Here is a 25,586-nt window from a genome sequence, read left to right as displayed (position 1 = left end):
GTGACTGCTATATCGACGGACGATCCCGTCCATCTGCTCAAGCAACTGATTGCCTGCCCCTCGGTGACGCCCGAGACGGCGGGGGTTCTCGACGTGGTCGAGACGGCGCTCAGCGCCAGCGGCTTTGCCGTGACCCGGCTGCGCTTTGAGGGCGATGGCTCCTATCCCGTGGATAATCTGTTTGCGGTGCGCGGCAGTGGCGGCAAGCGGCTGCTGTTTGCCGGGCATACCGATGTGGTGCCGCCGGGAGATGTTGCGCTGTGGAGCGGCGATCCGTTCGTGCCGCGCGAGGCGGATGGCAAGATTTTTGGCCGTGGCGCGGCGGACATGAAATCGGGGGTGGCGGCGTTTATCGCGGCGGTGGCGAGTGTGCCGAAAGAGGCGGGAACGGTGATGCTGGCCATCACCAATGACGAGGAAGCCGACGGCATTAACGGCACGGCCAAGCTGATGGCATGGGCGGAGGCGCAAGGGCACGCGTTTGATTTCGCCATTGTCGGCGAGCCGAGTTCGGCGGCGTTGCTGGGCGATAGCATCAAGATCGGGCGGCGCGGGTCGCTGTCGGGGCGGATTACGGTCAGCGGCCGGCAGGGACATGTCGCCTATCCGGAGAAGGCCAATAATCCGCTGCCGGCACTGGCGCGGCTGGTGACGGCGCTGGATGTGCAGATCGATGGCGGCACGCACCATTTCCCGGCGAGCAATCTGGAGGTCACCTCCATCGATGTCGGCAATGGGATTTCCAATGTCATTCCGGCGACGGGGACCATCCGCTTCAACATTCGCTACAATGATCTGTGGACGCCGGAGACGCTGGCGGAGTGGGTGCGCGGGCGGATTTCCGGGGTTGAGCTGGGCGACACCCAGGTGAGGTTCGAGGTGGCGGGGGAGCCGTCGCGGTCGTTCCTGTCGCCGCTGAGTGGGGATGTGGAGACGCTGGGGGATGCCATTGAAAGCCTCACCGGGCGGCGGCCGGGATTGTCGACCGGCGGGGGCACGTCGGATGCGCGGTTCATCGCACAATATGGGCCGGTGGTCGAATGTGGGCTGGTCGGCCCGACGATGCACCAGGCCGACGAGCATATCGCCGTCGCCGACCTCATCGGGTTGACCGATATCTACCGCGCCTTCATGGTCCGCTTCTTTGGAGGGACGGCATGAAGGTCTGGGCTGCGTTGAGCAATGCCGTCGCCGGGTGGATGATGATCCTGCGCGGGGACGCCGGTTGGCGCGAGCGCTTTGCCCGCACAATGCCAGGGCTGACCACGGCGCTGATCATCTTTGCCGTCATCGCCTTCCTCGCCGTGGCGTTTGCCTCGATGAGCATTGGCATGCCTAGCCTGTTCGGGGTGGTGGCGGCGATGTTCGTGCTGGCGCTGCCGATCACCGCGCTGGTGGTTAGCCTGCTCGGCACGCGGATGATGCTGAAAAGCCGCGAACCGGCACTCGACGTGATGGTGCCCGGCACCTATCTGCTGACGGCGTTTTTGCTGGTCGAGGGGCTGCTGGCGATCATCGGTGGGCCGGTGGTGCTGCTGAGCTGGCTGGGACTGGCCTATCTGCTGTATCGATTGGCGCGCGCCGCAACCGGCTGGACAGTCGGGATTGCCGCCGGTTTTGCGGTTTTGACGGTCGTGCTGCTTGTGGCAATGCGTCTGGCGCTCTACATGCTGAGCAACGCCGCCATTTCTCCCATTTGATATTCGAGACAAGCCCTTGGCCCAACCGACCACGACCTTCCTCGAAGAACTGATGGCTGCAGCACGCGGCTGCTTCGCGCTGCTGGTGGGCAACCGCCAGGCGCCGACCTATTTCGACTTCAGCCAACGCGGCCTGGTCGGCAGCCTGATCGCCACCCTGATCGCCATCGGGCTGGCCGGGTTCGGCCCGATGCTGACCGGCATGCAATTGCCCGCCGGCGCGGCGACGCAATCGATCATCGTCAATGTGGTGCTGTTCGTCGCCCAGGCGGCGACGGCAGTGATCGCGCTGCGCCAGATGGGGCGGCAGGACGGGTTCATCCCGTATCTCGTGGCGTCCAACTGGGTCACGCTGGTCTCGGCGGTGCTGCTGCTGGCCTCGACACTGCTGGGCGGGCTGGGCATCGCCATTCTGTTGCTGGTGGTGATCCTGGCGCTGGCCAGCTTTATCAATATCGGCCGCTTCATCGTCACGCTGACGCCGCTGCAGATCGGCATGCTGTTCCTGTCGCAGGCGGTGGGCGTGTTCATGGCGATGGTGGTGATCGCGGTGATCGTCGGACCCGGCCCGGCGGGCCTCGGCTAATAATCCGCCCTGGTCAGATAGAGCCCGACTGACGGCGCCATGGCGCCGCAGCGACGACGATCGCGCGCGTCGAGCGCCGCGCGGAAATCCGCCGGTGACCACTTGCCCTCCCCCACCAGCTTGAGCGAGCCCACCATCGAGCGCACCTGATGATGCAGGAAACTGCGGGCGCTGGCGGTGATGACAATGTGATCCAGCTCGCGCCGCACCGCGAAGGCATCCAGCGTGCGCAAGGGTGATTTGGCCTGGCATTCCGAGGAGCGGAAGGTGGTGAAATCATGGGTGCCCAGGATCAGCCCGGCGGCGTGATCCATGATCTCCGCATCGAGCTGCATGGGCAGGTGCCAGACGTGATTGCGCTCGAGCACCGGCGGAGCGCGGCGGCAGAGAATGCGATATTCGTAATGCCGCGACTTGGCGGAAAAACGCGCCTCGAAACTGTCATCCACCGCTTCGGCCTCGATAATGACGACCGGGGCGGGGCGGAGGTGGAAATTCAGCGCCTCGCGGATGCGGAACGGGTCCCATGGCTTGCTGAGATCGAAATGGGCCACCTGGCCGAGCGCATGCACGCCGGCATCGGTGCGGCCGGCGGCCTGGGTGGTGGCGCGCTCTCCGGACATGGCGGTGATCGCCTCCTCCAGCGCCTGCTGCACGCTGGGGCGCGCGGTCTGGCGCTGCCAGCCGGAGAAGGGAGTGCCGTCATACTCGATGGTGAGCTTATAGCGCGGCATGGCTGGGTATCGCGCTGAGGCCGTTCCCCTCCCCCTTGAGGGGAGGGGTTAGGGGTGGGGGTGTCGTGGGTGGTGCGAACCCGGAAATTCCAGTCTGCTGAACGCACGACACCCCCACCCTAGCCCTCCCCTCAAGGGGGAGGGGACCGACCGCGTTCGGGGTGGGTCCGGTGCTCAAGCCGCGCGCTCCGGCAAATCCCCGGCGCCGCGCAGGAAGGTGGCGGCGTCCATGGCGCCTTTGCCTTCGCGCTGCACCTGGGTGAGGCGGACGGCGCCGCTGCCGCAGGCGATGGTGAGGTTGTCGAGAAGGGTGCCGGGGGCGCCGCTGCCCTGCCCCATGGTCGAGCGCAGCGCCTTGACGCGCACCGGCTTGCCGGCCAGCTCCAGCTCGAACCAGGCGCCGGGAAAGGGCGAGAGGCCGCGAATGTGGTTGTGGACTTCCTCGGCCGGGCGGGACCAGTCGATACGGGCCTCAGCCTTGTCGATCTTTTTGGCGTAGAGGGCGCCGGCTTCGGGTTGCGGGGTGAAATCGAGGCTGTCGCGCTCGAGCGCCGCCAAGGCCCGGCCCATCAGGTCCGCGCCGACGCGCATCATGGCGTCGTGCAATTCGCCGCCGGTCATGTCGGGGGTGATGGCGATGACTTCGCCGAGGGCGACCGGGCCGGTATCGAGGCCTTCATCCATCTGCATGACCATGACGCCGGTCTGGCTATCGCCAGCCATCACCGCGCGCTGGATCGGCGCGGCGCCGCGCCAGCGCGGCAGCAGCGAGCCATGCAGGTTCAGGCAGCCGAGGCGCGGGGCGTCGAGGATCGGCTTGGGCAGCAGCAGGCCGTAGGCGACGACAATGGCCAGATCGGCATCGTGGCTGGCAAAGACGATCTGCTCGGCCTCGCCCTTGAGCGAGCGCGGGGTGAATACCGGAATGCCAAAACCTTCGGCCGCCAGATGCACCGGCGACTTGCGCTCTTCCTGCCCGCGTCCGGCGGGTTTGGGCGCGCGGGTATAGACGGCGACGACCTCATGGCCGGAAGAGACGATTTCGGTCAGAGTCGGAACGGAAAAATCCGGCGTGCCCATGAAGACGACGCGCATGTTGGCAGCTCCTTGTCGGGGCGATGCCCGGATAATTCAGCCACCGTCATTGCCCGGCTTGTCCGGGCAATCCAGGGCCAGACCAGAAATGGATCACCGGGACAAGCCCGGTGATGACGCTGCGCATGGGCGAGCGCAGTACCCTCACCCTGACCTTCCGCTGAACGCGTCAGGTCTGTCCCTCTCCCGCAAGGGGCGAGGGGAAGAAAGGGAGGGCCGGTTAGCCCGCAGCGCGTTTGGCGGCTTTGTCGAATTTCTTGATGACACGGTCGCGCTTGAGGCGGCTGAGGTAGTCGATATACATCACCCCATCGAGGTGATCGAGTTCGTGCTGGATGCAGACGGCGAGCTTGCCTTCGGCTTCGCGCACCACTTCCTTGCCATCGAGATCGGTGTATTTCACCGTCACCTCATTGGGGCGCTCGACTTCGTAATACAGCTCGGGGATCGACAGGCACCCTTCTTCGGTGACCTGCATCTGCTCGCCGAAATGGGTGATCTCGGGATTGATCAGCACCAGCGGATCGGGCTCTTCGCCTTCGCCGGCGAGGTCCATCACCACGATGCGCTGCATCACGCCAAGCTGGGTCGCGGCCAGGCCAATGCCGGGCGCGTCATACATGGTGTCCAGCATATCCTGGGCCAGCGCCTTGATCTCATCGTCGATTTCGATGATCGGGTCGGCAACGGCGCGCAGCCGTGCATCGGGAATGACGAGAATGGGGCGTACAGCCATAATAAAGGTCCGGCAGAATGGGGTTTGCCTCTCGATATGGTATTTTCGCGCGTGCGGTCAACTCTTGTGACCGCCCAGCATAGAACATTTCACGAACAAACGAATCGCGCTACCCTGTGCGGATGGATAGCGTGGTCTTTTTCATCGGCGACTATGCGGTAACGCTGGGGCAAGCCTTGATCGCGGGCGTGGCGCTGGCCGGCCTGGTGCTGGTCGGCGCGACGATTGCCGTGATGCGCGCCGGCGCGGCACAGACCGCCGAGGCGAGCGCGCAACTGGCCGAGCAACTGCAGACTGGCTTTGCCACGCAGCTGGGCGAGCGGGACCGCCGGATTCAGGAACTGGACCATCAGGTGCGCGTCGAGCGCGAGCGCGGCGCCGATTTGCTGGATCGGGAGCGGGAAAAAGGCGCCGAGCTGCTGGCCGATGCCTCGGCATTGCGCGCCCGCCTGGCCGAACAGGCGGCGCAGTCGGAGGCCAATCTGGCGCGCTTCCTCAGCGTGCGCCAGCAGATGACCGACGAATTCAAGGCCATTGCCGGCGACGTGCTCAAAAGCCATGGCGAGACGTTTTCCAAACAGAACCGCGAGCAGGTCGATGTGCTGCTCAAGCCGCTCAACGAGAAGATCGTCGAGTTCCAGGGCGAATTAGCGCGCGACCGCTCGACCATGGCCGAGCAGATCAGGGCGCTGGCGGCGAGCAATCTGCAAATCACCACCGAAGCCGGCAATCTCACCCGCGCGCTCAAGGGCAATGCGCAGACGCAGGGCGCCTGGGGCGAAATGATCCTGTCGACCATTCTGGAAAGCTCGGGCCTGCGCGAGGGCGAACAATTCATCACCCAGATGAGCCATACCGCCGAAGACGGCAGCCGGGTGCGCACCGATGTCGAAGTGCTGATGCCCAATAATGACCGGCTGGTGATCGACTCCAAGGTCTCGCTGACGGCCTTCTCGGCCTATACCAATAGCGCCGAGGCCGATCGGACGCTGCATTTGCAGGCGCATATCCAGTCGATCCGCACCCATATCAAGACGCTGGGCGACAAGAGCTATCAGCGCCATGCCAAGTCCAAGATGGACTTCGTCATGATGTTCGTGCCGATTGAATCGGCGCTGGCCACCGCCATCCAGCAGGATGCCGGGCTGGTCGAATTCAGCATGAGCCGGGGCGTGATGCTGACGACGCCGACCACGCTGATGACGGTGCTGCGCACGGTGCGCAATGTCTGGGACATCGAAAAGCGCCACCAGAATGCCGAGCAGATCGCCGAGCGGGCCGGCGCGCTGTACGACAAGGTGGTGGGGTTTCTCGCCAGCATGGACAAGCTTGGCCTCAATCTCGACCGGGCGCAGCAAAGCTATGTCGAGGCCAAGGGGCAACTGGCGACCGGCAAGGGCAGCGTGGTCCGGCAGGTGGAAATTCTGCGCGAACTGGGCGCAAAATCGAACAAACAACTGCCCGCGGGCTGGGACAGCGGCGAGGACGACGCGCCGATGCTGCGGCTGGTGGGCGAGGAGCCCGGGGACCTCTCCTGATCACGATCATCGAACCGGTTGGCCGCCACCGCGTTGTCTTCTCATCCAACATGGGAGACGAGAATGGCTCAGCATCACGACCATCACGGCACCATGGTGCCGCAGGACACGAATTTCGACAATTCCGACCAGCCGGGCATTTCCCAGCCCTATAGCCAGAGCGAAATCGAAGAGCTGCTTTACGGCGATGACCGGCCGGCGGCCGAGCGGCTGGCGCGGCTCAAGGAACTGCGCGACGAAAGCGCCATCCGCGAAAGCGGCGACTGGGGCGGGCAGGACCCGGCTTCACTGCTGGACGAGCTGGACCGCGCCATCGACGAGCTGAGCGCCACCATTGCCAATGGCGATGAGAATGACGCCTATTCCGGGCTCGGCACCAGCTTTGACAATGATCCGGCCGACCGGCTCGACGCGCTATCCCCCGACGATGAAGAAGCCCGCCAGGCCATCGAAGGCGATGAGGATGCGTTTTTCGAGGATGAAGAGGCCGAGGAGAGCCTCGAGGAAGAGCGCTGGGACGGTGGGGATGAGTTCAGGACGGATAAGGATTTGCACTGAGGGGCATGTGAGTTCGCCCCAGCCGCGATGTCACCCCGGCCTTGAGCCGGGGCCCAGCTTGAGATTGTGCCGGTGAATCCATCTCAGGATGGGTCCCGGCTCAAGGCCGGGATGACATCGCGTTTTTGGATGCGCCTGAGGTCGGCATCTTAGATCTCGGTGCGAGCCTTCAGGGCCTGGCTGAGGGTGCCTTCGTCGAGATAGTCCAGCTCGCCGCCGACGGGGACGCCGTGGGCGAGGCGGGTGATTTTGGTACCGGTGCCGGCGAGGCGGTCGGTGATGTAATGCGCCGTGGTCTGGCCTTCGACGGTGGCATTGACCGCCAGCACGACTTCCTTGAATTCGGCGGCGCGGGCGATCAGCGCGTCGATGGTGATGTCGTCCGGGCCGACGCCGTCGAGGGGGGAGAGCACGCCGCCCAGCACGTGATAGCGGACGGCGCCGACGCCGGCGCGTTCCAGCGCCCAAAGGTCGGCGACATCTTCGACCACGATCAGCATGCCGCTATCGGCGCGCCGCGGGTCGGCGCAGATGGTGCAGGGGCTGATGGTGTCGACATTGCCACAGACCTCGCAGGTCTTGACGGCGGTGACGGCGCGGTCGAGGGCGGCCGAAAGCGGGATCATCAGCTGATCCTTCTTCTTGATCAACTGCAATACCGCCCGGCGCGCCGAGCGCGGCCCCAGCCCCGGCAGGCGCGCCAGGAGCTGGATCAGCTGTTCAATTTCGGGTCCGCCAGAGGCCATCTGGTTAGAACGGCAGCTTCATGCCGGGGGGCAAAGGCAGGCCGGCGGTGACCTCGGCCATCTTCTTCTGCGTCTCGGCTTCGGACTTGGCCTTGGCGTCGGCATGGGCGGCGACGATCAAATCTTCGAGCACTTCCACATCGTCTTCCTTGAACAAGGACGGATCGATCTTGAGGCCCTTGAGTTCGCCCTTGCCGCTGAGCGACACGGTGACCAGACCGCCGCCGGAGCGGCCTTCGACCACCAGATCGGCCAGCTCGGCCTGCATGGTTTCCATCTTGGCCTTCATCTCGCCGGCGGCCTTCATCATTCCCATGATGTCTTTCATTCGTCGTCCTCTTCGATGGGGGGCGGAGCCTCGGGCAGTTCGGCGGTGGCTTCGTCGCGCACCGTCACATTGACCAGCTTGGCCCCGGGAAATGTTTCGAGAATGGCTTTGACCAGCGGGTCCTCATGAGCGGCGGCCTGCGCCGCTTCGACCTTCTGCTCGCGCTCCTGGCGCATGGTCAGCCCTTCGGGGGGCTTGGTCGAGACCATCACCAGCCAGCGCTCGCCGGTCCAGAGCTGGAGGCGCGCGGACAGGGTGGCGATCATGCCCGGATCGGCCGAGTCGGTCAGCGCCACTTCGATCTTGCCCTGCTCGAAGGAAATCGGCCGCATCTGGCCCTCAAGGGCGATCTTGAGCAGCACGTCGCGCTTGGCGCCGGCCAGAGCGATCAGTTCCTTGTAGGAGCCGATCGAGGACAGGGCCGGCCTGACGACCGCTTCGGCCTGCGGCTGGGCGGCTACGGCGTCGACTGGTTGCGGCTGGGTTTCGACCACGCGCATGGCCGAGGCACCGCCGCCGCCACCGCCGCTTGGGCGCGTGGGCGGGGTGAAGGACTGCAGAGCGGGGGCCGGGGCGGGCTGGTTGGCGAGGCGGGCAATCAGATCGTCGGGGCTGGGGAGATCGGCGGCATAGGCCAGGCGGATCAGCGCCATTTCGGCGGCCTGCAAGCCATTGCTGGCGCGGGCCACTTCGTCATAGCCCTTGAACAGAATCTGCCAGGCGCGGGTCAGCGCCCGCATCGGCAGCTTGCCGGCCAGTTCGGCGCCGCGTTTGCGCTCGTCGGGAGTGAGCGACATGTCGTCGGCAGCGGCCGGGACCACCTTGATGCGGGTCACCAGATGGGTGAAATCGGCGAGGTCCGAGACCAGGGTCTGCGGATCGGCGCCGAGATCATAGAGGGCGCGGAAAGTGTCGATGGCGTCGCCGATCCGGCCGCCCATCAGTTCTTCGAACAGGTCGATGACGCGGGCGCGGTCGCCGAGGCCGAGCATGGCCTTGACGGTGGCGGCGGTGACCGTGCCATTGCCATGGGCGATGGCCTGATCGAGCAGGGAGAGATTGTCGCGCGCCGAGCCTTCGCCGGCCCGCACGATCATCGCCAGCGCCTCGGGCTCGAAGGAGATGCCCTCCTGCCCCAGGATCGATTCGAGATAGGCGGTCATGATCTCGGGCGTGATGCGGCGCAGGTCGAAGCGCATGCAGCGGCTGAGGATCGTCACCGGCACCTTGCGGATTTCGGTGGTGGCGAAGATGAACTTCACATAGGGGGGCGGCTCTTCGAGGGTCTTGAGCAGGCCGTTAAAGGCCGCCGTCGAGAGCATGTGCACTTCGTCGATGACATAGACTTTGTAGGGCGCCGAGGAGGGCGCGTATTTCACCGAGTCGATGATCTCGCGAATATCGTTGATGCCGGTATTGCTGGCGGCGTCCATTTCGATGACGTCGACATGGCGGCCTTCAATGATGGCGCGGCAATGGTCGCCCTCGACGCTCAGATCGAGCGTGGGATGGGGGCCAGAGGCGTCCTGATAATTGAAGGCACGGGCCAGAATACGGGCCGTGGTGGTTTTGCCCACGCCGCGGACGCCGGTGAGGATGAAGGCATGGTGAATGCGGTTATGCGCAAAGGCATTGCCCAGCGTCTGCACCATGGCGTCCTGGCCGACCAGGGTGGTGAAATCGCGCGGCCGGTATTTGCGGGCCAGCACGATATAGGGCGATGATGATGTTGATTCAGCCACGAGCCGGCTATCCTGCCCGTTCAAGGCGTTCCCGATTGAGCGAACAAGTCAGCTTATACCACGGGGCGTGGGTGAATTAGTAGGAGGCTGGCAACGACCCGTGAAGGTCTCGTTGGGGCTGCTTCCTTCCGGACCTGACCCGGTTGGCGAGGAACACGTCCGCGCCAACCTCCCGCTCGCTATATGCGAACAAAACCCGGCTTTGGCAAGACCCGGTGAACCAGTCTAGGCAGCATAAGCCACCCAGCCCCTGATGCTGAAACCGAGATGGAACAGGCTGACGCCGGTAAAGCCGGCCTGAACCAGCAAATCCTCGTCTTCGGCGGGGTCCAGAATCGTCAGTCTTGTGTCCAGCGCCGCGACAGAGCGCTCCAGCTGGGCCGGGGGTGGCGGCTCGGCGGAGCCGAAGGCTACGTGGCGGGCCAGCCACAGGGCGCGCTCGGCCAGCGGCACGCTGAGATGGGCAACGACCAGGGGGGCACCGGGCTGCAGGCGGGTGCGAAGTTGTTGCAGGGTCGCGAGGCGCTGGTCGGCCGGCACGAAATGCAGGGTGAGCAGGCAGGTGGCGGCGTCGAAGGGACCCTGTGGCGCGGTGTCGATATAGCCTTCGTGCAACTGGATGCGCGCGGCATGGGGCGCAGTGGTCTGTGCGGCCAGTTCCAGCATGGAGGGGGACGGATCGACGCCGGTGAAAGTCCAGTCGGGGTGGGCTTCGGCCATGGATTTGAGCTCGAGGCCGCCGCCGGCGCCCAGCACCAGCACGCGGCCCGTGGTGGGGATGTGCTCGGCCAGCAGCAGGGTGGTCATGCGCAACAGGCCGGTATAGCCAGGCACCTGGCGCGGTGGGCCATCGAGATAGGCGGCGGCAGCCCGCTCGTCGAAAAAGGATGACATTTACCTGGCTCCACTCATGTAACTTATATTGTTACATTTATGGCGAACGTCAAGGATGGTGCTGGGATCATTGATACCTCTGCGTGTTTTGCCCCACCCCACCCTCAATCCCTCCCCATCAGAGGGGAGGGAGGCGCAGGTTGCGAGGCCGGGGTTCGCCGGCGCGATCTCGGGATGGGCCCCGGCTCAAGGCCGGGGTGACATCCGGGGTGGGGTGGGAGCGGGAGCAGGCTCAAACCATGCCAGCGGCGCTGCCGCCGTGCCCGGCGTAAACCAAGTTTTCATATGGCCCCAGACGAAACCGGCGCTGCTGCGTTAAGGTTTTATCAACCATGTGGGAGGCCGCCATGCGCGTTCCATCTATAGGACTGCCGCTCGATGAGCGCCGTATCGTGCGCGAAGGCTATCGTTTGGCCGAGCATATGCTGCGCAACTACCAGCCTGCGCCGCGGCCGATCGAGCTGCTAGCGGCGCAATTGGCGGGGTGGCGCCGGATGATGCACGGCGCTTATTGGCGTTTCCGCCGTCACTGAGCCGGGCGCTCCGGCTCGTCGCGATAGGCGCGGGGCGGATGCACCAGCGTCACCAGCACCACCGAGATCAGCATCAGCAGATACCACGAGCCCAGCTTGGACCAGCTGACCATGGCCCAGCCAGTGGCCTGATCGGGGTAAATCCAGGCGCGCGACCAGGTGCCGATATTCTCGGCGATCCAGATGAACAGAGCCACCAAGAGGAAGGCCAGCAGCATCGGCATGGCATGGCGGAAGCGGAAGACGCGGTAATGCATGAAGCTGCGCAGATAGAGCGCCACCACGCCGGCGAAGAGCAGCCAGCGCAGATCGATCATGAAATGATGGGTGAAAAAATTGGCGTAGATGGTGATGGCCAAAACAACCGTCATCCAGACCGGGGGATAGCGGGTGAACTGGATATCGAAAATGCGCTGGATGCGGGCCATGTAGGAGCCGACACAGGCATACATGAAGCCGGAAAACAGCGGCACGCCACCGAGGCGGAACAGCGCCTCCTCGGGATAGATCCATGAGCCGGCGGCGGTCTTGAACAATTCCATGCCGGTGCCGACGATATGGAAAATCAGGATCACCTTGGCTTCGCTCAGGGTTTCGAGGCGGAACGCCAGCATGGCGGCCTGAATCAGCAGCGCGGCGAGAAAGAATACGTCATAGCGATCCAGCCAATCACCCGGCCACCACAGCCGCGTGACGATGATCATCGCCAGCATCAGCCCGCCAAACAGGCAGGCCCAGGCCTGCTTGAGGCCGAACACCAGGAACTCCACCACGCCATCGGCCAGCCGCCCGCGCGGCAGGCGCGCCAGCACGGCATGCGCCGCCGCGTCGATGCGCGCTTCCAAACTCGTGTACTGGTTCAAGCCCCTCGCCCTTGCTCACTTGGCCCCGGCTGGATATGCCCAAGCAATGATTTCGGAATTAAGGCGGAGTCTCGCCGTTCCGATTTATATGGAGAAGCCGGCATGGCCAAACGCCGCCCGACATCGCTGCGCACTTCGGTAGAGGATATCGCCGCCAGCAAACGCGCGCCATCGACGCCACAGACCGAAGCCTCGGCGTTCCGGCTGGCTTTTGCCGATGACGAGTTCATGACCTCGGAGGATACGCGCGGCATCCGGTTCCAGCTGGAATATCTCAAGCCGGAATTCCGCCTGCGCGAGCGCGGCATCAATTCGACGGTGGTGCTGTTTGGCGGCGCGCGGATTCCGGCGCCGGGCAAGCCGGCCTGGGCGGCCAAGAACGAGGTACAGAAGCGCAATCTTGAGGCGGCATCGCGCTATTACGACGAAGCGCGCCGCTTTGCCCAGCTGGCCTCGGCCACCTCAAAGGCGCTCGACTATAAGGAATATGTGGTGGTGACGGGCGGCGGCCCCGGCGTGATGGAAGCCGGCAATCGTGGCGCTGCCGATGTCGGCGCGCCCTCGATCGGGCTCAATATCGTGCTGCCGCATGAGCAGGCGCCCAATCATTATGTGACGCCGGAGCTGAGCTTCAACTTCCACTATTTCGCCACCCGCAAGATTCACTTCCTGATTCGGGCCAAGGCGGTGGCGGTGTTTCCGGGCGGCTTCGGCACGCTGGACGAATTCTTTGAAACGCTGACGCTGATCCAGACCGGCCGCATGGACAAGGTGCCGCTGCTGCTGTTCGGCGCGGAATTCTGGAACAAGGTGATCAATTTCGAGGCGCTGGCCGAGGCGGGCACCATTTCCCCGGACGACGTGAAGCTGTTCAACGTGGTCGATACGGCCGACGAGGGCTGGGAAGTCGTGCGGGCGTTTTACGATTTGCCGGTGGTGGACGAGGTGTTGCGGGGGGATTGAGGCCTTCGGCCTGGATTTTTGCTGGGCTGTGCCGAGTGAGTAGTCGGCACCCTCCCCCTTGCGGGGAGGGATCAAGGGTGGGGGTTGAGCAACGGACACCGGACTCGCCGAGAGATACCCCCTCCCGGCTCGACGTACGGACTTAGCAAGGGCCAAGTCCTATCTCGCTCTCCCTCCCCGCAAGGGGGAGGGTGGCAGACTGATAGCTCTTAGCCTCGCCTACTTCGCTTCGTTGGCCGGATAGACGCCCAGGACCTTGAACTGGTCGGTGAAGAAGCCGAGTTCTTCGAAGGCGAGTTGGACGGCGCGATCGGAGGGGTGGCCTTCGATATCGGCGTAGAACTGGGTCGCGGTGAAGGCGCCGCCGACCATATAGCTTTCCAGCTTGGTCATGTTGACGCCATTGGTGGCGAAACCGCCCATCGCCTTATACAGCGCGGCCGGGACGTTGCGGACGCGGAAGACGAAGGTGGTCTTGACCTTGCCATTGTCGGCCGGGGCTTCCTGCGGGGTGGGCGACAGCACCAGAAAACGCGTGGTGTTGTGGGCGGCGTCCTCGATATTGGACGCCAGCACATCAAGGCGGTAGATTTCGGCGGCAAAGCGCGACGCGATGGCGGCGACCGATTTGTCGGCCTTCTGCGCGACTTCGCGGGCCGAACCGGCGGTGTCGACGGCGTTGATGGTGCGGAAGCCGTTATCGGCGATGAACTTGCGGCACTGGCCGAGCGCCACCGACAGCGACTGCACCGCTTTGATGTCGGCCATGGTCGCGCCGGGCACGCCGAGCAGGTTCATTTCCACGCGCAGATAGGTCTCGCCGATAATGTGAAGCCCGCTTTCGGGCAGCAGATGGTGGATATCGGTGATGCGGCCATAAAGCGAATTTTCCACCGGGACCACGGCGAAATCGGCGCGGCCGGACTGGACAGCGGCTATGGTCTCCTCAAAGGTGACGCAGCCGATCGCTTCCTCGCCGGGAAAGACATTTTGGGCGGCGGCATGGCTGAAAGCGCCGGGCTCGCCCTGGAAGGCAATCTTCTTGGTCATCACGGAGATCCATTGCAGGTAGGCGAAGGGCTTTTGAACCCGGGGGAGAGCGGAGTCAATTGAAGGCGCCGCCGGGGCCTGCCGCGCCTGCCGGTGAGGAATTGTCGCAGTGGGGCTTTGAGCGGTTGCGCCGCCCCCGCCTTGGGACTATCTTCCGCCGCGCGTCGTGCTGCTCTGTTGAGGCGATATTTCCTTAGGGGGATATCGAAAGTTGAGCCGGGACCGACTAGTGTCCACAGGGGATGGACTGGCAGAGAGATCAAATGAATTCGTTCGAGCTAAACAAGATCATGGGCGCCGTGCTGGGCACGCTGCTGTTCATTATGGCCGTCGGCTTTCTGGCCGAAGCGGTTTACCATCCCATCCAGGGTCAGGGGCCAGGCTATGCCCTGCCCGAGCCTGAGGCTGTCGCCGCCGGCGGCCCGGCCGAAGCGGCACCAGCGGAAGTTCCGCTCGGGGTGCTGCTGGCCAGCGCCAGTGTCGAACGCGGCGCCGCTGCTGCACGCAAGTGCCAGTCGTGCCACAATTTCGGCGAGGGCGATCCCAACAAGCAGGGTCCGCATCTCTATGACATCGTCGGCCGTGCCGAGGGTTCGGTTGCGGACTTCTCCTATTCGGATGCGATGAAGGCTCACCATGACGCCGGGGACACCTGGACCTATGAGAACCTCAATCACTTCCTGACCAAGCCGAGCGATTACGCACCGGGCACCAAGATGGCCTTTGCGGGCATCAAGACTGCCGAAGAACGCGCCGACCTGCTGGCTTACCTGCAGACCCTGTCGGGTAGCCCCGTGGCCTTCCCGGCCGCTGAAGAAGCTGCACCGGCAGAAGCTGCGCCTGCTGAGGCTGCTCCGGCGGAAGCTGCACCTGCTGAGGCCGCTCCTGCGGAAGCTGCTCCGGTTGAGGCGGCACCTGCTGCAGCCGCTCCGGCGGAAGCCGCACCTGCTGAGGCACCCCCGGCTGAGGCCGCGCCTGCTGCAGCCGCTCCGGCGGAAGCCGTTCCTGCGGCACAGTAAGACTGGCTGCTGATACACAAAATTTCTGGCCGCGCCCGTCAAACGGCGCGGCTTTTTTCTGAGGGGGCTATCCATGTTGTTGCTGCATTTGTCCGATGTCAACGAGGCGAGCTGGGCTGAACAGTTCGCGGCGGCGCTGGCCCCCTACCCCGTAGTGCGGCGCGGCGACGATTTCGATCCGGCGGATGTGCGCTATCTCTTCGTATGGAAGCCCAAAGAGGACGCCTTTGACGGGCTGAGCGGGCTCAAGGCGGTGCTGTCACTGGGGGCCGGCGTCGACGCGCTGCTCAAGCACCCGCGCCTGCCCGATGCGCCGATCGTGCGCTTTGTCGATAATGATCTCAGCCAGCGGATGAGCGATTATGTGGTGGCCCATGTCACCATGCATCACCGGCTCTATACGCGGTTCCGCGCGCAACAGCAGGCGCGGCGCTGGGAGCAGTTCTATCCGCCGTCCGCCGCCGAAACTACGGTGGGCATTATGGGCATGGGTGTGTTGGGGCAGGATGCCGCCAAGCGCCTGCTGCCGCTCGGCTTCACGCTGCGCAGCTGGAGCCGCTCGCCCAAGGCCGTCAACGGCCTCGAGAGCTTTGCCGGCGCGGAGACGTTTGATGAGTTTCTCGGCGGCACCGATATTCTGGTCAATCTGCTGCCGCTGACGCCCGACACCACGGGCATTCTCAATATGGAGACGTTCGGCAAGCTGCGGCGCGACCGGCTGCAGGGTGGTCCGGTGATCGTCAATGCGGCGCGTGGTGGACATCAGCGCGAGGCCGATATCGCGCAGGCGCTGGGCGATGGCACGCTGGGGGCCGCGAGCCTTGACGTGTTCGAGACCGAACCACTGCCGGCCGACAGCCCGCTCTGGGCCATCGAGAACTGCTATATCACGCCGCATATCGCCGCGATTTCGGATGAAAAATCCGGCGTGCGCTATTTCTCGGGCATCATTGCCGAGCGTGAGGCGGGCAAACCGCTGCTGAATGTGGTGGACCGCGCGCGCGGCTACTGACAGACTTGTTATCCAGCCGGTGGAGACGCCGCGCTCCAGGCGGAGGATAACAGGTCTTCGCACGAACCCGAATCGCCAAGGCCTTGGATGACCGACACCACTGCGACGCCGAAGCTGAAGCTGTATGACCGCCTGAAACTGGCCACCCAGCACCGGCTGGCCGAACCGATCCTGGCGCTGCTGTGCTTTCTCGAAGCGATGATCCTGCCGATCTTTCCCGAGATCATGCTGGCGCCGATGATTGTTGCCGACCGGCGGCGGGCCTGGCGGCTGGCGGCGATCTGCACCTTTGCCTCGGTGGCCGGGGGCCTGCTGGGCTATGCCATCGGCTATTTCCTGTTCGACACGGTCGGGCGGGCGATCATCGATTTTTACGGCGCCGGCAACGGCTTTGCCTCGCTGACGCAGAGTTTCAAGGATAATGGCCCGCTGATGATCATCATCGGCGCCATCTCGCCCATCCCCTACAAGGTGATCACCATCACCAGCGGCGTGGCGGGGCTGGACCTGTTCACCTTCATCTTCTACGGGCTGATCGGCCGCGGGCTGCGCTATTTCGTGCCCTGCGGGCTGTTTTATTTCTTCGGCCCGACGGCCAGCAAATTCATCGAAAAGCACAAGGCGCTGGCCGGCTGGGCCATGCTGGCGCTGGTGGTGGTGGGTTTTGCCATGGCGCCGCTGCTGTTCCCCAAGAACGGCGCCGAAGTGCAGGAAGCCGCCGAAGTGGTCGAGCAGATCCTGCCCGACGACTTCCTGCCGCAGTAATTATGCCGGATAGCGCTGCTTGAGCACGCCATAGACGGCGCGGATGCCCTGATCGGTGCCACCTTGCGAACGGCTGACGCGGGCTTCGGGGGCCCAGCCGTAAATATCGAGATGCACCCAGGCAGCGGCGTTGCTGACGAAGCGGCGCAGGAACAAAGCGGCGGTAACGGAACCGGCAAAGCCACCGCTGGCGGCATTGTTCACATCGGCGACGCGCGAACTCATCATCGAATCATAGGGTGACCAGAGCGGCATCTGCCAGAGCGGATCGTCGCTGGCGGCACCGGACGCCATCAGCGCCTGCGCCAGGGCGTCGTCAGTGCTGTAAAGCGGCGGCAGGTCGGGGCCCAGCGCGACGCGGGCGGCGCCGGTGAGCGTTGCCATATCGAGCAGCAGTTCCGGGCTTTCCTCATCGGCCAGCGCCAGCGCATCGGCCAGAATCAGCCGGCCCTCGGCATCGGTATTGCCGATTTCGACAGTGATGCCCTTGCGCGATGGCAGTACATCGCTGGGGCGGAAGGAGGCGCCGGCAATGGCGTTTTCGACAATCGGGATCAGTACACGCAGGCGCAGCCGCAGCCTGGCCGCGACGATGGCGTGGGCCAAGCCCAGCACGTTGGCGGCGCCACCCAGATCCTTCTTCATCAGCAGCATGCCGGCTGCGGATTTGATATCGAGACCACCAGTGTCGAAGGTGACGCCCTTGCCGACCAGCGTGACCTTGGGATCGCCTTCGCGGCCCCAGCCGAGATCGACGAGACGCGGGGCCTGCGGGCTAGCGCGGCCGACGGCGTGGATCATCGGGAAATTGGCGGCAAGCAGATCGTCGCCGCTGGTGACCTTGATGCTCATCTGATTGGCGCTGGCGAAGGCGCGGATTTCGGCCTCGAAGGCGTCGGGGCCCAGATCATTGGCCGGGGTGTTGATGAGGTCGCGGGCCAGCGTCGCCGCGGTGACCAGACGATCGACCTCAGCCGCGTCAGCGCTGTCGGGAGCCACCAGTTCGGGCGCGGGCTTGCCGGCGCGATAGCGATCATAGCGGTAGGCACCGAGACGAAAGCCGATGGCGGCCAGGGTCGGATCGCCATAGGCGCCATCGAGGCGGTAAAGCCCGGCCCCAAGGGCGGCACCGGCCAGGCCGGTGAGCAGAGCGGGACGACCGGCGGGCACACCCATGCCGAAGAGCTGGCCGGCCAATGCGCCATCGCTGCCCGGCAAGGCGAGCAGGCGCCCACGCTGGCCTGCGAAATCATTGGCCCCGGCCCAGGCATGGTGCGCCGCTGACAGATCGGCGCCGGGAAGGCCCCCCTCTTCAACGCAGATCAGGGGGATGATGGGGGCCTTGGGCATGCTGCACTCCGAAGGATGGTGCTGTGGTTGTACCGAAGCCCGACCGCGTCGGCAACGCCGCGACGGCGGGGTTTTAACCGGCTGTTAGGGTTAATGATTTATTGCAGGAGCAGCGTGCCATCTGGCCCGAGGAGTCGCCCCGTGACGTCGCTGCAGAGCTTTATCAGACCGATGCGTGCCCTGCTGCTGGCCAGCGTGGCGGCGGTTGTGCTCAGCGCCTGTGCTTCCAATCGCGGCAGCATGCCATCGCCCGATTATTCGGGCATGCCGGCCGGGCAGACCCAGCAAAGCCTGGGCGAGCTGACGGCGCGCTACAAGGCCAATCCCAAGGATAAGCGCCTAGCCATTCACTACGCCGCCGCCCTGCGCGCGGTGGGCCAGAGCAAGCAGGCCGCCTCGGTGCTGGAAATCAGCATCGGCTACCTGCCCGGCGACGTCGATATCTCGGTAGCCTATGCCAAGGCACTGACCGCCGATGGACGGTTCGAACAATCGCTACAGGTGCTGGATAACGTCATTCGTCCGGAAGCGCCGGACTGGAACGCGCTGCTGGTCAAGGGCGCGACGCTTGACCAGGTCGGGCGCAACGGCGAAGCGCGGGCGCTCTATACGCAGGCGCTGGTCTATGCCCCCGGTGAAGCGTCGATCGAGGCCAATATGGGCCTCAGCTATGCCATGACCAATGAGCTGCCCGCCGCCGAGCAGCATCTGCGCCGCGCCGTAAAAATGCGGGGCGCCAGCAGTCAGATCCGCCAGAACCTGGCGTTGATTGTGGGCTTGCAGGGGCGGTTTGAGGAATGCCGGGCCATGTATGCCGCCGAACTGCCGCCCGCGCAGGTGGAGAGCAATATGGCCTATGTACGGGCGCTGCTGACCCAGCAGAACCGCTGGGACATGATCGAAAAGGGCTAAGGCCCTCCCCGGCTTGGGCCGGGAGCAATTCAGAAATCTTCAGATACCCCTGCATCTCAGGATGGGCCCCGGCTCGAGGCCGGGGTGACATTGTGGGTGGGGAAAGCGACGTGCTGACTGGTGGAGCACCCCTCACCCTGGCCCTCTCCCCGGAGGGGCGAGGGTACGCAGGAGCCGAGGGATTAGAGTGGGCGAAGCCCCCTAGACGCCGTTGCTCATGACGGTGGCCACGGGGCCGCCGAAGACCTTGATCATGGCGGGCGCCAGGATGACGATGAACAGCACCGGCAGGAAGAACAGGATCAGCGGCACGGTGAGTTTTGGCGGCAGCGAGGCCGCCTTTTTCTCGGCTTCCATCATGCGCTGTTCGCGGCCTTCCTCGGCCATGACGCGCAGAGCCTGACCCACTGACGTGCCATAGCGATCGGCCTGAATCAGCGCGGTCATCACCGATTTGACGCCATCGAGCCCGGTGCGCCGGCCCAGATTTTCATAGGCGCGGCCGCGATCGTCGAGAAAGGCCAGTTCGGCCGTGGTGAGGGTCAGTTCTTCGGCCAGCTCGGCGCTCTGCTGGCCGATTTCCTTGGCGACACGCTTGAAGGCGTGTTCGACCGACATGCCCGCCTCAACGCAGAGCAGCATCAGATCGAGGCAATCGGGCCAGGCGCGCCGAATCGAGAACTGGCGCTTGGTGGTGGTGTTCTTGAGCAGCACATTGGGCAAGTAGGCGCCGACCAGGCCCGCGCCGATGGCATAGACCAGATTGAGATAAAGCGGGCGGTCACCCGGCGCCAGCACCAGCAGGTAAAAGGCGCCAAAGGCGAAAATGGCCAGCGGCGTGACGAAGCGCATGAACAGGAAAGTGGTCAGGTGCCCCTGCCCGCGAAAGCCGGCCATGGCCAGCTTGTCGACGGTGGCATCGTCCTGAAAGGCCTTTTTGAGGTCGAAGCGCTCGACGGTGCTTTTCATGTAGGACTTGGTTTCGGCCGAGCGCCGGATGCCCCGACCATCGGTGGCGACGCCGCCACCGCGCAGCCGGGCCATTTCCTCGGCCCGCATCTTTTCGCGCTCGAGGGCCACGCGCTTGATGCGGCCCTTCATCTCGGATTTGCCAATGAGGCTCGAGCCGAAAGTGAAGACCACCGCGGCCATGGAAATGGCCGCAAGGGTGGCGATCAGGAACTCCCGCTGGGTCAAAAGCTGCAAGATGTTCATGGCTGCGCTCCCCGCCTGGCTATCAATATTCGAACTGGATCATGCGGTTCATGACGAAAATGCCCATGCCCAGCATGGCCACCCCCACCCCGAGCCAGATATGGCCCAGCGGGGTGAAAAACAGCGGCCCGAGATAGGCCGGCGAGACGATGCTGACCAGGGTGCCCACAACAAACGGCAGCGAGCCGATAATGCCGGCGGAGGCCTTGGCTTCCGAGGACATGGCCTTGATCTTCTGCTTCATTTTCTTGCGGTTGCGCAGCACCTTGGCGAGATTGCCCAGGGCTTCGCTGAGGTTGCCGCCGGCCTGCTGCTGCACGGTGATGACGACGACGAAGAAATTGACTTCGGGCAGCGGCACCCGGTCGAGCAGCACGCCCACCGCCTCGGTCATCGACATGCCGAAGGCCTGCTGATCGAGCACGCGGCCGAATTCGGATTTCACCGGCTCCTTGGCGTCCTTGGCGACCGAGCGAATGGAGTCGTTGAGCGGTAGGCCGGTCTTGACGCCACGCACGATGGCTTCGACGGCGTTGGGCAATTCGTCGAGGAACAGGCTGTGATATTTCTTGCGCTTGCGGCTGACATACATTCGCGGCAGCAGATAGCCCGAGGCCAGGCCAAACACCGGCGCCAGATAGATGGGCACCTGCACCAGCACCAGCAGCACGGTCACCACCGCGCCGAAAATGATGCTGTTGCGGATGAAGGCGGCCGGCTTGATGGTCATGCCGGCCTGGAAGATCAGCTGCGCCAGGGTCAGGCGCTTCTTGGCGTTGAGCGCAGCGGTCTGCGATTTCAGCGCCTGCTGCACGCTCTTGCGGCGGTCATCGCGGCTACGGGCCAGATCGGCCTCAAGTCGGTTGACCCGTACATTGCCCTGCAAGGCCTTGCGGCGCTGCTCGGCCCGACCACCACCCAAGGCCGAGGGCACGAGCGCAAAGCCCGCCGCACCGACGGTAATCATGGCGAGAATGACAAGGAGAATGGTGTTCATTACGAATCCAGCAGTTCGCGCTGTTCGGTATTGGACTTTTCGAGGGCTTCGACGAGGTTGGCTTCCTCGTTGAAATAGCGGGCGCGCTCCGCAAATTGCGGCTTGGTGATGCCGGTGGAGCGGTGCTGGCCCATTAGCATGCCGTTCGCGTCTTCGCCCATGATGTCATAGACAAAGATATCCTGGGTCACGATGACGTCGCCTTCCATGCCCAAAATCTCGGTGATGTGGGTGATGCGGCGGGAGCCGTCGCGCAGGCGGGCGGCCTGCACCACCACGTCGATGGACGAGGTGATCATTTCGCGGATGGTGCGGCTGGGCAGGCTATAGCCGCCCATGGTGATCATCGATTCCAGTCGCGACAGGGCTTCGCGCGGGCTGTTGGCGTGCAGCGTGCCCATCGAGCCGTCATGGCCGGTATTCATGGCCTGGAGCAGGTCGAAACTCTCGGGGCCACGCACTTCGCCGACGATGATGCGTTCGGGGCGCATGCGCAGGCAGTTCTTGATGAGATCGCGCATGGTGATCTCGCCTTCGCCTTCGAGGTTCGGCGGACGAGTTTCGAGGCGCACCACATGGGGCTGCTGCAGCTGCAGTTCGGCTGAGTCCTCGCAGGTGATGACGCGTTCGTCTTTTTCGATGAAGGCGGTCATGCAGTTGAGCAGAGTGGTCTTGCCCGAACCGGTACCGCCTGAAATCAGCACATTGGCGCGCACCCGGCCCAGGATGCGCAGCACCTCGGCGCCCTCGGGCGAGATCGAGCCGTATTTGACCAGCTGGCCCAGAGTCAGCTTGTCCTTCTTGAACTTACGAATGGTCAGCGCGGCGCCGTCGATGGCCAGCGGCGGAGCGATGACGTTGACGCGGGAGCCGTCGGGCAGGCGGGCGTCGCAGATGGGGGAGCTTTCATCGACGCGGCGGCCGACCTGGCTGACGATGCGCTGGCAGACATTCATCAGATGGGCGTCGTCGCGGAAGCGCACATTGGTCAGGCGCACCTTGCCGGCGACTTCGATGTAGCATTTCTGCGACCCGTTCACCATGATATCGGCGATGTCGTCGCGGGCCAGCAGCGGCTCGAGCGGGCCATAGCCGAGCACGTCGTTGCAGATATCTTCAAGCAGATCTTCCTGCTCGGAAATCGACATGATGATGGATTTGAGCGCGATGATTTCGGCGACGATGTCGCGGATTTCCTCGCGTGCCGCGTCCTGATCCATGGTCGCGAGCTGGCTGAGATCGATCGAGTCGATCAGCGCGTTGAAGATGGCCGACTTGGTGTGGAAATATTCCTTGTCGCGCGCCGCATCGGCGGGGGAGCGGACATCGACCACCTCGTCGCCGCTGCGCATGCGTGCCGCCATGGCATCGCCATCGGAGGTGCGCCGGACCGGCGCCTCGGAGCGGGGCGCGGGGCTTTGCACCGGGCGCGCAGCTTCGCCGACGCCTGGAGTATTGCCGCCGAAAGATGTGCGCTTGCCAAACATGGTCGTCCTACCGTTCTCGATAACTGAAGGCGTTCTCAGGCCCGCTTCTTGAGGAACGAGGGCAGTTTCATCAGGCTCGCTGACCTGCCCCCGACCAGTGGTGCCTGCCGCCCCGTCACATGCTGGCTGATGGCGCGATAGACGTCGTTGATCTTGTTGTTGGCAGCGACCTCGGCGATCATCTGGCCATTATTGGCGGCGGTGCCGAACAGGGCCGCGTCGAAGGGAATCTGGCCCAGCAGCTGGCATTCCACCGAGGTGGCGAATTCGGTCGCATTGATCTCGGGGCGGCGCGGCATGCCGACCTTGTTGAGCACCAGGCAGGGCGCGCTTTCGGTGGGGCGCAGCGCCCGCATGGTATCGGCCAGGTTCTTGGCGTTGCGCAGATTGGCCAGGTCGGGCTCGGCCACGATCACCACCTCGTCCACCGTGGCCAGCGTGTGCCGCACCCAGGCATTCCAGGCATGGGGAATATCGAGCACCACCATGGGCATGGTGTTCTGGCACAATTCGAGGATCTGCTCGAATTCGCGCTCTTCGAAATCAAAAGTATTATCCAGCGTGACCGGCGCGGTCAGCAGGTTGATATGGTTGGCCGCCTTGCTCATCAGGCGGTCCAGCATGGTCTGATCGACCTTCTGGTTGGCCATCAGCGCATCGGCGAGGCCGTGCGGCGGGTCCTGATTGAAATTGAGCCCGGCGGTGCCGAAGGCCAGGTCCATGTCGAGGATCAGGCTATCCTGGCGGAGCGTTGTGGCGATGGCCCAGGCGACGTTATGCGCCACGGTCGAGCCGCCGGCGCCGCCCTTGGCGGAGACGAAGCCAACGGTACGTCCGATCGGCGCCGAATTCTCGGAAGCGAACAGGTCGGTGATGGCGGTGACGATCTGCTGGGCGGTGGCCGGCAGCACGATATATTCGGAAATGCCCGAGCGGATCAGTTCGCGATAGAGCAGCACATCATTGACGTGACCGAGCACCACGACACGGGTCGAGGCGTCGCAGACTTCGGCCAGCCGGGCCAGCGCGCCAGGAATCTCATCGGGCACCAGCGTGGTCTCGACGATGATCAGATTGGGTGTGGGGTTGGATTTATAGGTCTCAACCGCACCGTCAATGCCGCCATTATGGGTGGTCAGCGCCACCTTGGACATACGCCGATCATGGATGGCGCTCTCGACCAGCTGGGCGGTCTGGGAATGCTCGCAGAAGGCCTGGATGGTGATGCGCGGAATGAGGCGCGCCCCGGCCGCGATGTCGGCCGCCGGCTCTTCGGACTTTTTCGGTTCAGATGACAGGAAACTCATGCAACCAATACTCCTTGACGCCTGGCCTCAATCGAGGACGAAGCCGACCGAACCGCTAAAGCTGCCGCGCATCTCGCCGGTCCGGCCTACGCCGTACATATTTTCAAGCCGACCGAGGAAAATGGACTCGGCATCGCTGGCCACGGTCGACCGGTCGGTCGGCACGGGGATGGAATTGCCCGGGCTGGGCGCCACCAGATAGGGCGTCACCAGGATCACCAGCTCGGTCTGTTCGGTCTGGAAATCGCGCGAGCGGAACAGCGCCCCCAGGATCGGGATATCGCCCAACCAGGGGAACTGATCGACCTGCTGACTGGTGCGCTCTTCGAGCAGGCCGCCAATCGACAGGGTCATGCCGCTGGGCAGTTCCACCGAGGTGCTGGCCTGACGTTTGCTGATCGACATATCGGCCTTCGGCTCGGACACCGAGGTGTCGACCTTGAGCGCGATGGTGCCATTGGACTTGACCACCGGAGTGAAGGACAGTTCGACGCCGTAGGGCTTGAACTGCACGGTTCTGGTCAGCTTGCCGTTTTCCTCATCAAAGGTGGTGTAGGGCAGCTCCCCACCGGCCAGGAAGGTGGCCGGCTCGCCGGAAATGGCGGTCAGTGTTGGCTGCGCCAGCACGCGCAGGGCGCCGCGACCTTCAAGCGCCCGAATGGCGGCGGTGATGCCATTCCCATTGGACTGGAAACCGGCATTGGCAGCATGCGGGTTCTCGGGATCGATCATGGTGTTGGCGAAATTCAGCAGATTGGTGGTGCCAACGTTGAAGACTGCGCCCAGATTGATGCCGAACTGCTTGGCGATGCTGCGCTTCACTTCCGACACGGTGACCTGCAGCATGACCTGCTGGGCGCCGGACACATCGAGAATATTGGCGACGTTTTCGGGGGCGCCAGCGAATTGCACCGCCACGGCACTGGCCCGGTCACGGTCTTCGCCGGACAGCACATTGCCGGTCAGCACGACGCGGTTGGTGTCGCCACCCAGCGTTACCGATTCAACGCGGATATTGGAACCAGGGATGATCCGGGCCAGCGCCACCTGCAGCGCATTGCCGATCTGGGACGGCTCTTCCATCACCTTGACGTCGAGCACGGCGATGGTGCGGCCGGAATCGTCGAGGAAGAAAATATTGGTATCGCCGCCGGTGATGCCCTGAATGAGGGCCCGGGTGCGCGTCCGCATGATGGCCGCCGCGACGCCGGGCTGAGAGACAATGACTTCAGCGGCGCCGGCCGGCAGATCGACCAGTACGGTCTTGTTGATCTCGACCTCGAATTTGCGCGTCGACCCGTAAGCAGCCGCGGAGATGGCCACATGGGTCTCGCCTAACGCCATAGCCGGAACCGTGGGCAAAAGCAGAAGACCGAAGCCTAGAGCCGGGGCGGCGAGCAGCAAGGCGAGCCGGCGACGAAGTGTGGTGCGCTGTGTGATCATGATCATCTCCGCC

26 protein-coding genes and 1 other RNA gene are annotated in these 25,586 nt (G+C 64.3%); 11 read left to right on the top strand and 16 right to left on the bottom strand.

The annotated features are described in order from the left end of the window. From dapE to ACX3OW_RS05680, 3 genes are read left to right on the top strand one after another with little or no spacing between them, the layout of a single operon-like run. Nucleotides 1-1,161 carry a succinyl-diaminopimelate desuccinylase gene (gene dapE, locus ACX3OW_RS05690; protein ID WP_459094751.1) on the top strand — a complete coding sequence of 387 codons (1,161 nt, stop codon included), beginning with the start codon at nt 1-3 and terminating at the stop codon, nt 1,159-1,161. Beyond that, a complete protein-coding gene (locus ACX3OW_RS05685) occupies nt 1,158-1,700 on the top strand; it encodes a hypothetical protein (protein WP_459094750.1) in 543 nt (180 codons plus the stop codon). The genes dapE and ACX3OW_RS05685 overlap by 4 nt, the downstream gene beginning before the upstream one ends. Nucleotides 1,701-1,716: 16 nt before the next feature. Further along, nucleotides 1,717-2,286: a hypothetical protein gene (locus tag ACX3OW_RS05680; protein ID WP_459094749.1), complete on the top strand. Its 570-nt coding sequence runs from the start codon at nt 1,717-1,719 to the stop codon at nt 2,284-2,286. Here the strand turns inward: ACX3OW_RS05680 and truA are convergent. The 3 genes from truA to def form a co-directional block, all read right to left on the bottom strand. Then, on the bottom strand, nt 2,283-3,020 hold the full coding sequence (gene truA, locus ACX3OW_RS05675; RefSeq protein ID WP_459094748.1) for a tRNA pseudouridine(38-40) synthase TruA: 738 nt from the start codon (nt 3,018-3,020) through the stop codon (nt 2,283-2,285). The genes ACX3OW_RS05680 and truA overlap by 4 nt on opposite strands. Before the next feature lie 174 nt (nt 3,021-3,194). Next, nucleotides 3,195-4,115: a methionyl-tRNA formyltransferase gene (gene fmt / locus ACX3OW_RS05670; protein ID WP_459094747.1), complete on the bottom strand. Its 921-nt coding sequence runs from the start codon at nt 4,113-4,115 to the stop codon at nt 3,195-3,197. A 220-nt stretch (nt 4,116-4,335) separates the two neighbouring features. Beyond that, nucleotides 4,336-4,851: a peptide deformylase gene (gene def / locus ACX3OW_RS05665; protein ID WP_459094746.1), complete on the bottom strand. Its 516-nt coding sequence runs from the start codon at nt 4,849-4,851 to the stop codon at nt 4,336-4,338. Nucleotides 4,852-4,982: 131 nt separating this feature from the next. Between def and ACX3OW_RS05660 the strand changes: the two genes are divergently transcribed. Together ACX3OW_RS05660 and ACX3OW_RS05655 are read left to right on the top strand one after the other, a co-directional pair. After that, nucleotides 4,983-6,389: a DNA recombination protein RmuC gene (locus ACX3OW_RS05660; RefSeq protein ID WP_459094745.1), complete on the top strand. Its 1,407-nt coding sequence runs from the start codon at nt 4,983-4,985 to the stop codon at nt 6,387-6,389. Between the two features lie 63 nt (nt 6,390-6,452). Next, the gene (locus ACX3OW_RS05655; RefSeq protein WP_459094744.1) at nt 6,453-6,947 is read left to right on the top strand and encodes a hypothetical protein; all 495 of its coding nucleotides are present in this window, start codon (nt 6,453-6,455) and stop codon (nt 6,945-6,947) included. A 149-nt stretch (nt 6,948-7,096) separates the two neighbouring features. Here the strand turns inward: ACX3OW_RS05655 and recR are convergent, their stop codons facing one another. The 5 genes from recR to ACX3OW_RS05630 all read right to left on the bottom strand — a co-directional run bounded on the left by recR (nt 7,097) and on the right by ACX3OW_RS05630 (nt 10,657). Next, nucleotides 7,097-7,693: a recombination mediator RecR gene (gene recR / locus ACX3OW_RS05650; protein ID WP_459094743.1), complete on the bottom strand. Its 597-nt coding sequence runs from the start codon at nt 7,691-7,693 to the stop codon at nt 7,097-7,099. Nucleotides 7,694-7,697: 4 nt separating this feature from the next. Then, complete coding sequence (locus ACX3OW_RS05645) at nt 7,698-8,021, bottom strand: YbaB/EbfC family nucleoid-associated protein (protein WP_459094742.1); 324 nt, start codon at nt 8,019-8,021, stop codon at nt 7,698-7,700. Beyond that, nucleotides 8,018-9,763 (bottom strand): DNA polymerase III subunit gamma/tau, encoded by a 1,746-nt coding sequence (locus ACX3OW_RS05640; protein WP_459094741.1) that lies wholly within the window; start codon nt 9,761-9,763, stop codon nt 8,018-8,020. Before ACX3OW_RS05640 ends, ACX3OW_RS05645 begins: the two co-directional genes overlap by 4 nt. Before the next feature lie 78 nt (nt 9,764-9,841). Next, nucleotides 9,842-9,937, bottom strand: an RNA gene (ffs, locus tag ACX3OW_RS05635) — signal recognition particle sRNA small type. A gap of 51 nt (nt 9,938-9,988) precedes the next feature. Then, nucleotides 9,989-10,657 (bottom strand): class I SAM-dependent methyltransferase, encoded by a 669-nt coding sequence (locus ACX3OW_RS05630; RefSeq protein WP_459094740.1) that lies wholly within the window; start codon nt 10,655-10,657, stop codon nt 9,989-9,991. 347 nt (nt 10,658-11,004) lie between these two features. On the opposite strand from ACX3OW_RS05630, the gene ACX3OW_RS05625 reads away from it, so the two are divergent. Further along, a complete protein-coding gene (locus ACX3OW_RS05625) occupies nt 11,005-11,190 on the top strand; it encodes a hypothetical protein (protein WP_459094739.1) in 186 nt (61 codons plus the stop codon). On the opposite strand, the gene ACX3OW_RS05620 is transcribed toward ACX3OW_RS05625, so the two are convergent. Next, the gene (locus ACX3OW_RS05620; RefSeq protein WP_459094738.1) at nt 11,184-12,053 is read right to left on the bottom strand and encodes a DUF817 domain-containing protein; all 870 of its coding nucleotides are present in this window, start codon (nt 12,051-12,053) and stop codon (nt 11,184-11,186) included. The two genes, ACX3OW_RS05625 and ACX3OW_RS05620, sit on opposite strands and share 7 nt — an antisense overlap. Before the next feature lie 102 nt (nt 12,054-12,155). On the opposite strand from ACX3OW_RS05620, the gene ACX3OW_RS05615 reads away from it, so the two are divergent. After that, entirely contained in the window at nt 12,156-13,016 is an 861-nt protein-coding gene (locus tag ACX3OW_RS05615; RefSeq protein ID WP_459094737.1) for an LOG family protein, read from the top strand. Nucleotides 13,017-13,235: 219 nt separating this feature from the next. On the opposite strand, the gene ACX3OW_RS05610 is transcribed toward ACX3OW_RS05615, so the two are convergent. Further along, entirely contained in the window at nt 13,236-14,066 is an 831-nt protein-coding gene (locus tag ACX3OW_RS05610; RefSeq protein ID WP_459094736.1) for a prephenate dehydratase, read from the bottom strand. Between the two features lie 263 nt (nt 14,067-14,329). Between ACX3OW_RS05610 and ACX3OW_RS05605 the strand changes: the two genes are divergently transcribed. The 3 genes from ACX3OW_RS05605 to ACX3OW_RS05595 all read left to right on the top strand — a co-directional run bounded on the left by ACX3OW_RS05605 (nt 14,330) and on the right by ACX3OW_RS05595 (nt 16,862). Then, a complete protein-coding gene (locus ACX3OW_RS05605) occupies nt 14,330-15,085 on the top strand; it encodes a c-type cytochrome (protein WP_459094735.1) in 756 nt (251 codons plus the stop codon). Nucleotides 15,086-15,158: 73 nt separating this feature from the next. Then, nucleotides 15,159-16,097 carry a 2-hydroxyacid dehydrogenase gene (locus tag ACX3OW_RS05600; RefSeq protein ID WP_459094734.1) on the top strand — a complete coding sequence of 313 codons (939 nt, stop codon included), beginning with the start codon at nt 15,159-15,161 and terminating at the stop codon, nt 16,095-16,097. 87 nt (nt 16,098-16,184) lie between these two features. Continuing rightward, nucleotides 16,185-16,862, top strand: coding sequence for a YqaA family protein (locus tag ACX3OW_RS05595; protein ID WP_459094733.1), 678 nt, complete (start codon nt 16,185-16,187; stop codon nt 16,860-16,862). Here the strand turns inward: ACX3OW_RS05595 and ACX3OW_RS05590 are convergent, their stop codons facing one another. Continuing rightward, complete coding sequence (locus tag ACX3OW_RS05590; RefSeq protein ID WP_459094732.1) at nt 16,863-18,212, bottom strand: leucyl aminopeptidase family protein; 1,350 nt, start codon at nt 18,210-18,212, stop codon at nt 16,863-16,865. A 141-nt stretch (nt 18,213-18,353) separates the two neighbouring features. On the opposite strand from ACX3OW_RS05590, the gene ACX3OW_RS05585 reads away from it, so the two are divergent. Further along, nucleotides 18,354-19,124 (top strand): tetratricopeptide repeat protein, encoded by a 771-nt coding sequence (locus tag ACX3OW_RS05585; RefSeq protein ID WP_459094731.1) that lies wholly within the window; start codon nt 18,354-18,356, stop codon nt 19,122-19,124. A gap of 201 nt (nt 19,125-19,325) precedes the next feature. Here ACX3OW_RS05585 and ACX3OW_RS05580 read toward each other — a convergent pair whose 3' ends face one another. Genes ACX3OW_RS05580 through ACX3OW_RS05560 form a run of 5 tightly spaced genes read right to left on the bottom strand, consistent with a single transcriptional unit; the run spans nt 19,326 to nt 25,573 of the window. Further along, on the bottom strand, nt 19,326-20,339 hold the full coding sequence (locus tag ACX3OW_RS05580) for a type II secretion system F family protein (RefSeq protein WP_459094730.1): 1,014 nt from the start codon (nt 20,337-20,339) through the stop codon (nt 19,326-19,328). 22 nt (nt 20,340-20,361) lie between these two features. Continuing rightward, nucleotides 20,362-21,336 (bottom strand): type II secretion system F family protein, encoded by a 975-nt coding sequence (locus tag ACX3OW_RS05575; protein ID WP_459094729.1) that lies wholly within the window; start codon nt 21,334-21,336, stop codon nt 20,362-20,364. After that, on the bottom strand, nt 21,336-22,823 hold the full coding sequence (locus tag ACX3OW_RS05570) for a CpaF family protein (RefSeq protein WP_459094728.1): 1,488 nt from the start codon (nt 22,821-22,823) through the stop codon (nt 21,336-21,338). Before ACX3OW_RS05570 ends, ACX3OW_RS05575 begins: the two co-directional genes overlap by 1 nt. 35 nt (nt 22,824-22,858) lie before the next feature. Further along, complete coding sequence (locus ACX3OW_RS05565) at nt 22,859-24,130, bottom strand: AAA family ATPase (protein ID WP_459094727.1); 1,272 nt, start codon at nt 24,128-24,130, stop codon at nt 22,859-22,861. A 27-nt stretch (nt 24,131-24,157) separates the two neighbouring features. Continuing rightward, complete coding sequence (locus ACX3OW_RS05560; protein ID WP_459094726.1) at nt 24,158-25,573, bottom strand: type II and III secretion system protein family protein; 1,416 nt, start codon at nt 25,571-25,573, stop codon at nt 24,158-24,160. Between the last annotated feature and the right edge of the window lie 13 nt (nt 25,574-25,586).

The organism is Devosia sp. A449, assembly GCF_054489375.1.
The sequence above is the reverse complement of the archived record's forward strand: the minus strand, read 5'-3'. Positions and strand labels throughout refer to the sequence as shown.

Bases quoted from the DNA above. Each gene is read 5' to 3' on its own strand.
- ACX3OW_RS05685 (WP_459094750.1), top strand. From the start codon at position 1,158: ATGAAGGTCTGGGCTGCGTTGAGCAATGCCGTCGCCGGGTGGATGATG.
- truA (WP_459094748.1), bottom strand. From the start codon at position 3,020: ATGCCGCGCTATAAGCTCACCATCGAGTATGACGGCACTCCCTTCTCC.
- fmt (WP_459094747.1), bottom strand. From the start codon at position 4,115: ATGCGCGTCGTCTTCATGGGCACGCCGGATTTTTCCGTTCCGACTCTG.
- def (WP_459094746.1), bottom strand. From the start codon at position 4,851: ATGGCTGTACGCCCCATTCTCGTCATTCCCGATGCACGGCTGCGCGCC.
- ACX3OW_RS05655 (WP_459094744.1), top strand. From the start codon at position 6,453: ATGGCTCAGCATCACGACCATCACGGCACCATGGTGCCGCAGGACACG.
- recR (WP_459094743.1), bottom strand. From the start codon at position 7,693: ATGGCCTCTGGCGGACCCGAAATTGAACAGCTGATCCAGCTCCTGGCG.
- ACX3OW_RS05645 (WP_459094742.1), bottom strand. From the start codon at position 8,021: ATGAAAGACATCATGGGAATGATGAAGGCCGCCGGCGAGATGAAGGCC.
- ACX3OW_RS05630 (WP_459094740.1), bottom strand. From the start codon at position 10,657: ATGTCATCCTTTTTCGACGAGCGGGCTGCCGCCGCCTATCTCGATGGC.
- ACX3OW_RS05625 (WP_459094739.1), top strand. From the start codon at position 11,005: ATGCGCGTTCCATCTATAGGACTGCCGCTCGATGAGCGCCGTATCGTG.
- ACX3OW_RS05615 (WP_459094737.1), top strand. From the start codon at position 12,156: ATGGCCAAACGCCGCCCGACATCGCTGCGCACTTCGGTAGAGGATATC.
- ACX3OW_RS05610 (WP_459094736.1), bottom strand. From the start codon at position 14,066: ATGACCAAGAAGATTGCCTTCCAGGGCGAGCCCGGCGCTTTCAGCCAT.
- ACX3OW_RS05605 (WP_459094735.1), top strand. From the start codon at position 14,330: ATGAATTCGTTCGAGCTAAACAAGATCATGGGCGCCGTGCTGGGCACG.
- ACX3OW_RS05600 (WP_459094734.1), top strand. From the start codon at position 15,159: ATGTTGTTGCTGCATTTGTCCGATGTCAACGAGGCGAGCTGGGCTGAA.
- ACX3OW_RS05595 (WP_459094733.1), top strand. From the start codon at position 16,185: ATGACCGACACCACTGCGACGCCGAAGCTGAAGCTGTATGACCGCCTG.
- ACX3OW_RS05590 (WP_459094732.1), bottom strand. From the start codon at position 18,212: ATGCCCAAGGCCCCCATCATCCCCCTGATCTGCGTTGAAGAGGGGGGC.
- ACX3OW_RS05580 (WP_459094730.1), bottom strand. From the start codon at position 20,339: ATGAACATCTTGCAGCTTTTGACCCAGCGGGAGTTCCTGATCGCCACC.
- ACX3OW_RS05575 (WP_459094729.1), bottom strand. From the start codon at position 21,336: ATGAACACCATTCTCCTTGTCATTCTCGCCATGATTACCGTCGGTGCG.
- ACX3OW_RS05570 (WP_459094728.1), bottom strand. From the start codon at position 22,823: ATGTTTGGCAAGCGCACATCTTTCGGCGGCAATACTCCAGGCGTCGGC.
- ACX3OW_RS05565 (WP_459094727.1), bottom strand. From the start codon at position 24,130: ATGAGTTTCCTGTCATCTGAACCGAAAAAGTCCGAAGAGCCGGCGGCC.
- ACX3OW_RS05560 (WP_459094726.1), bottom strand. From the start codon at position 25,573: ATGATCACACAGCGCACCACACTTCGTCGCCGGCTCGCCTTGCTGCTC.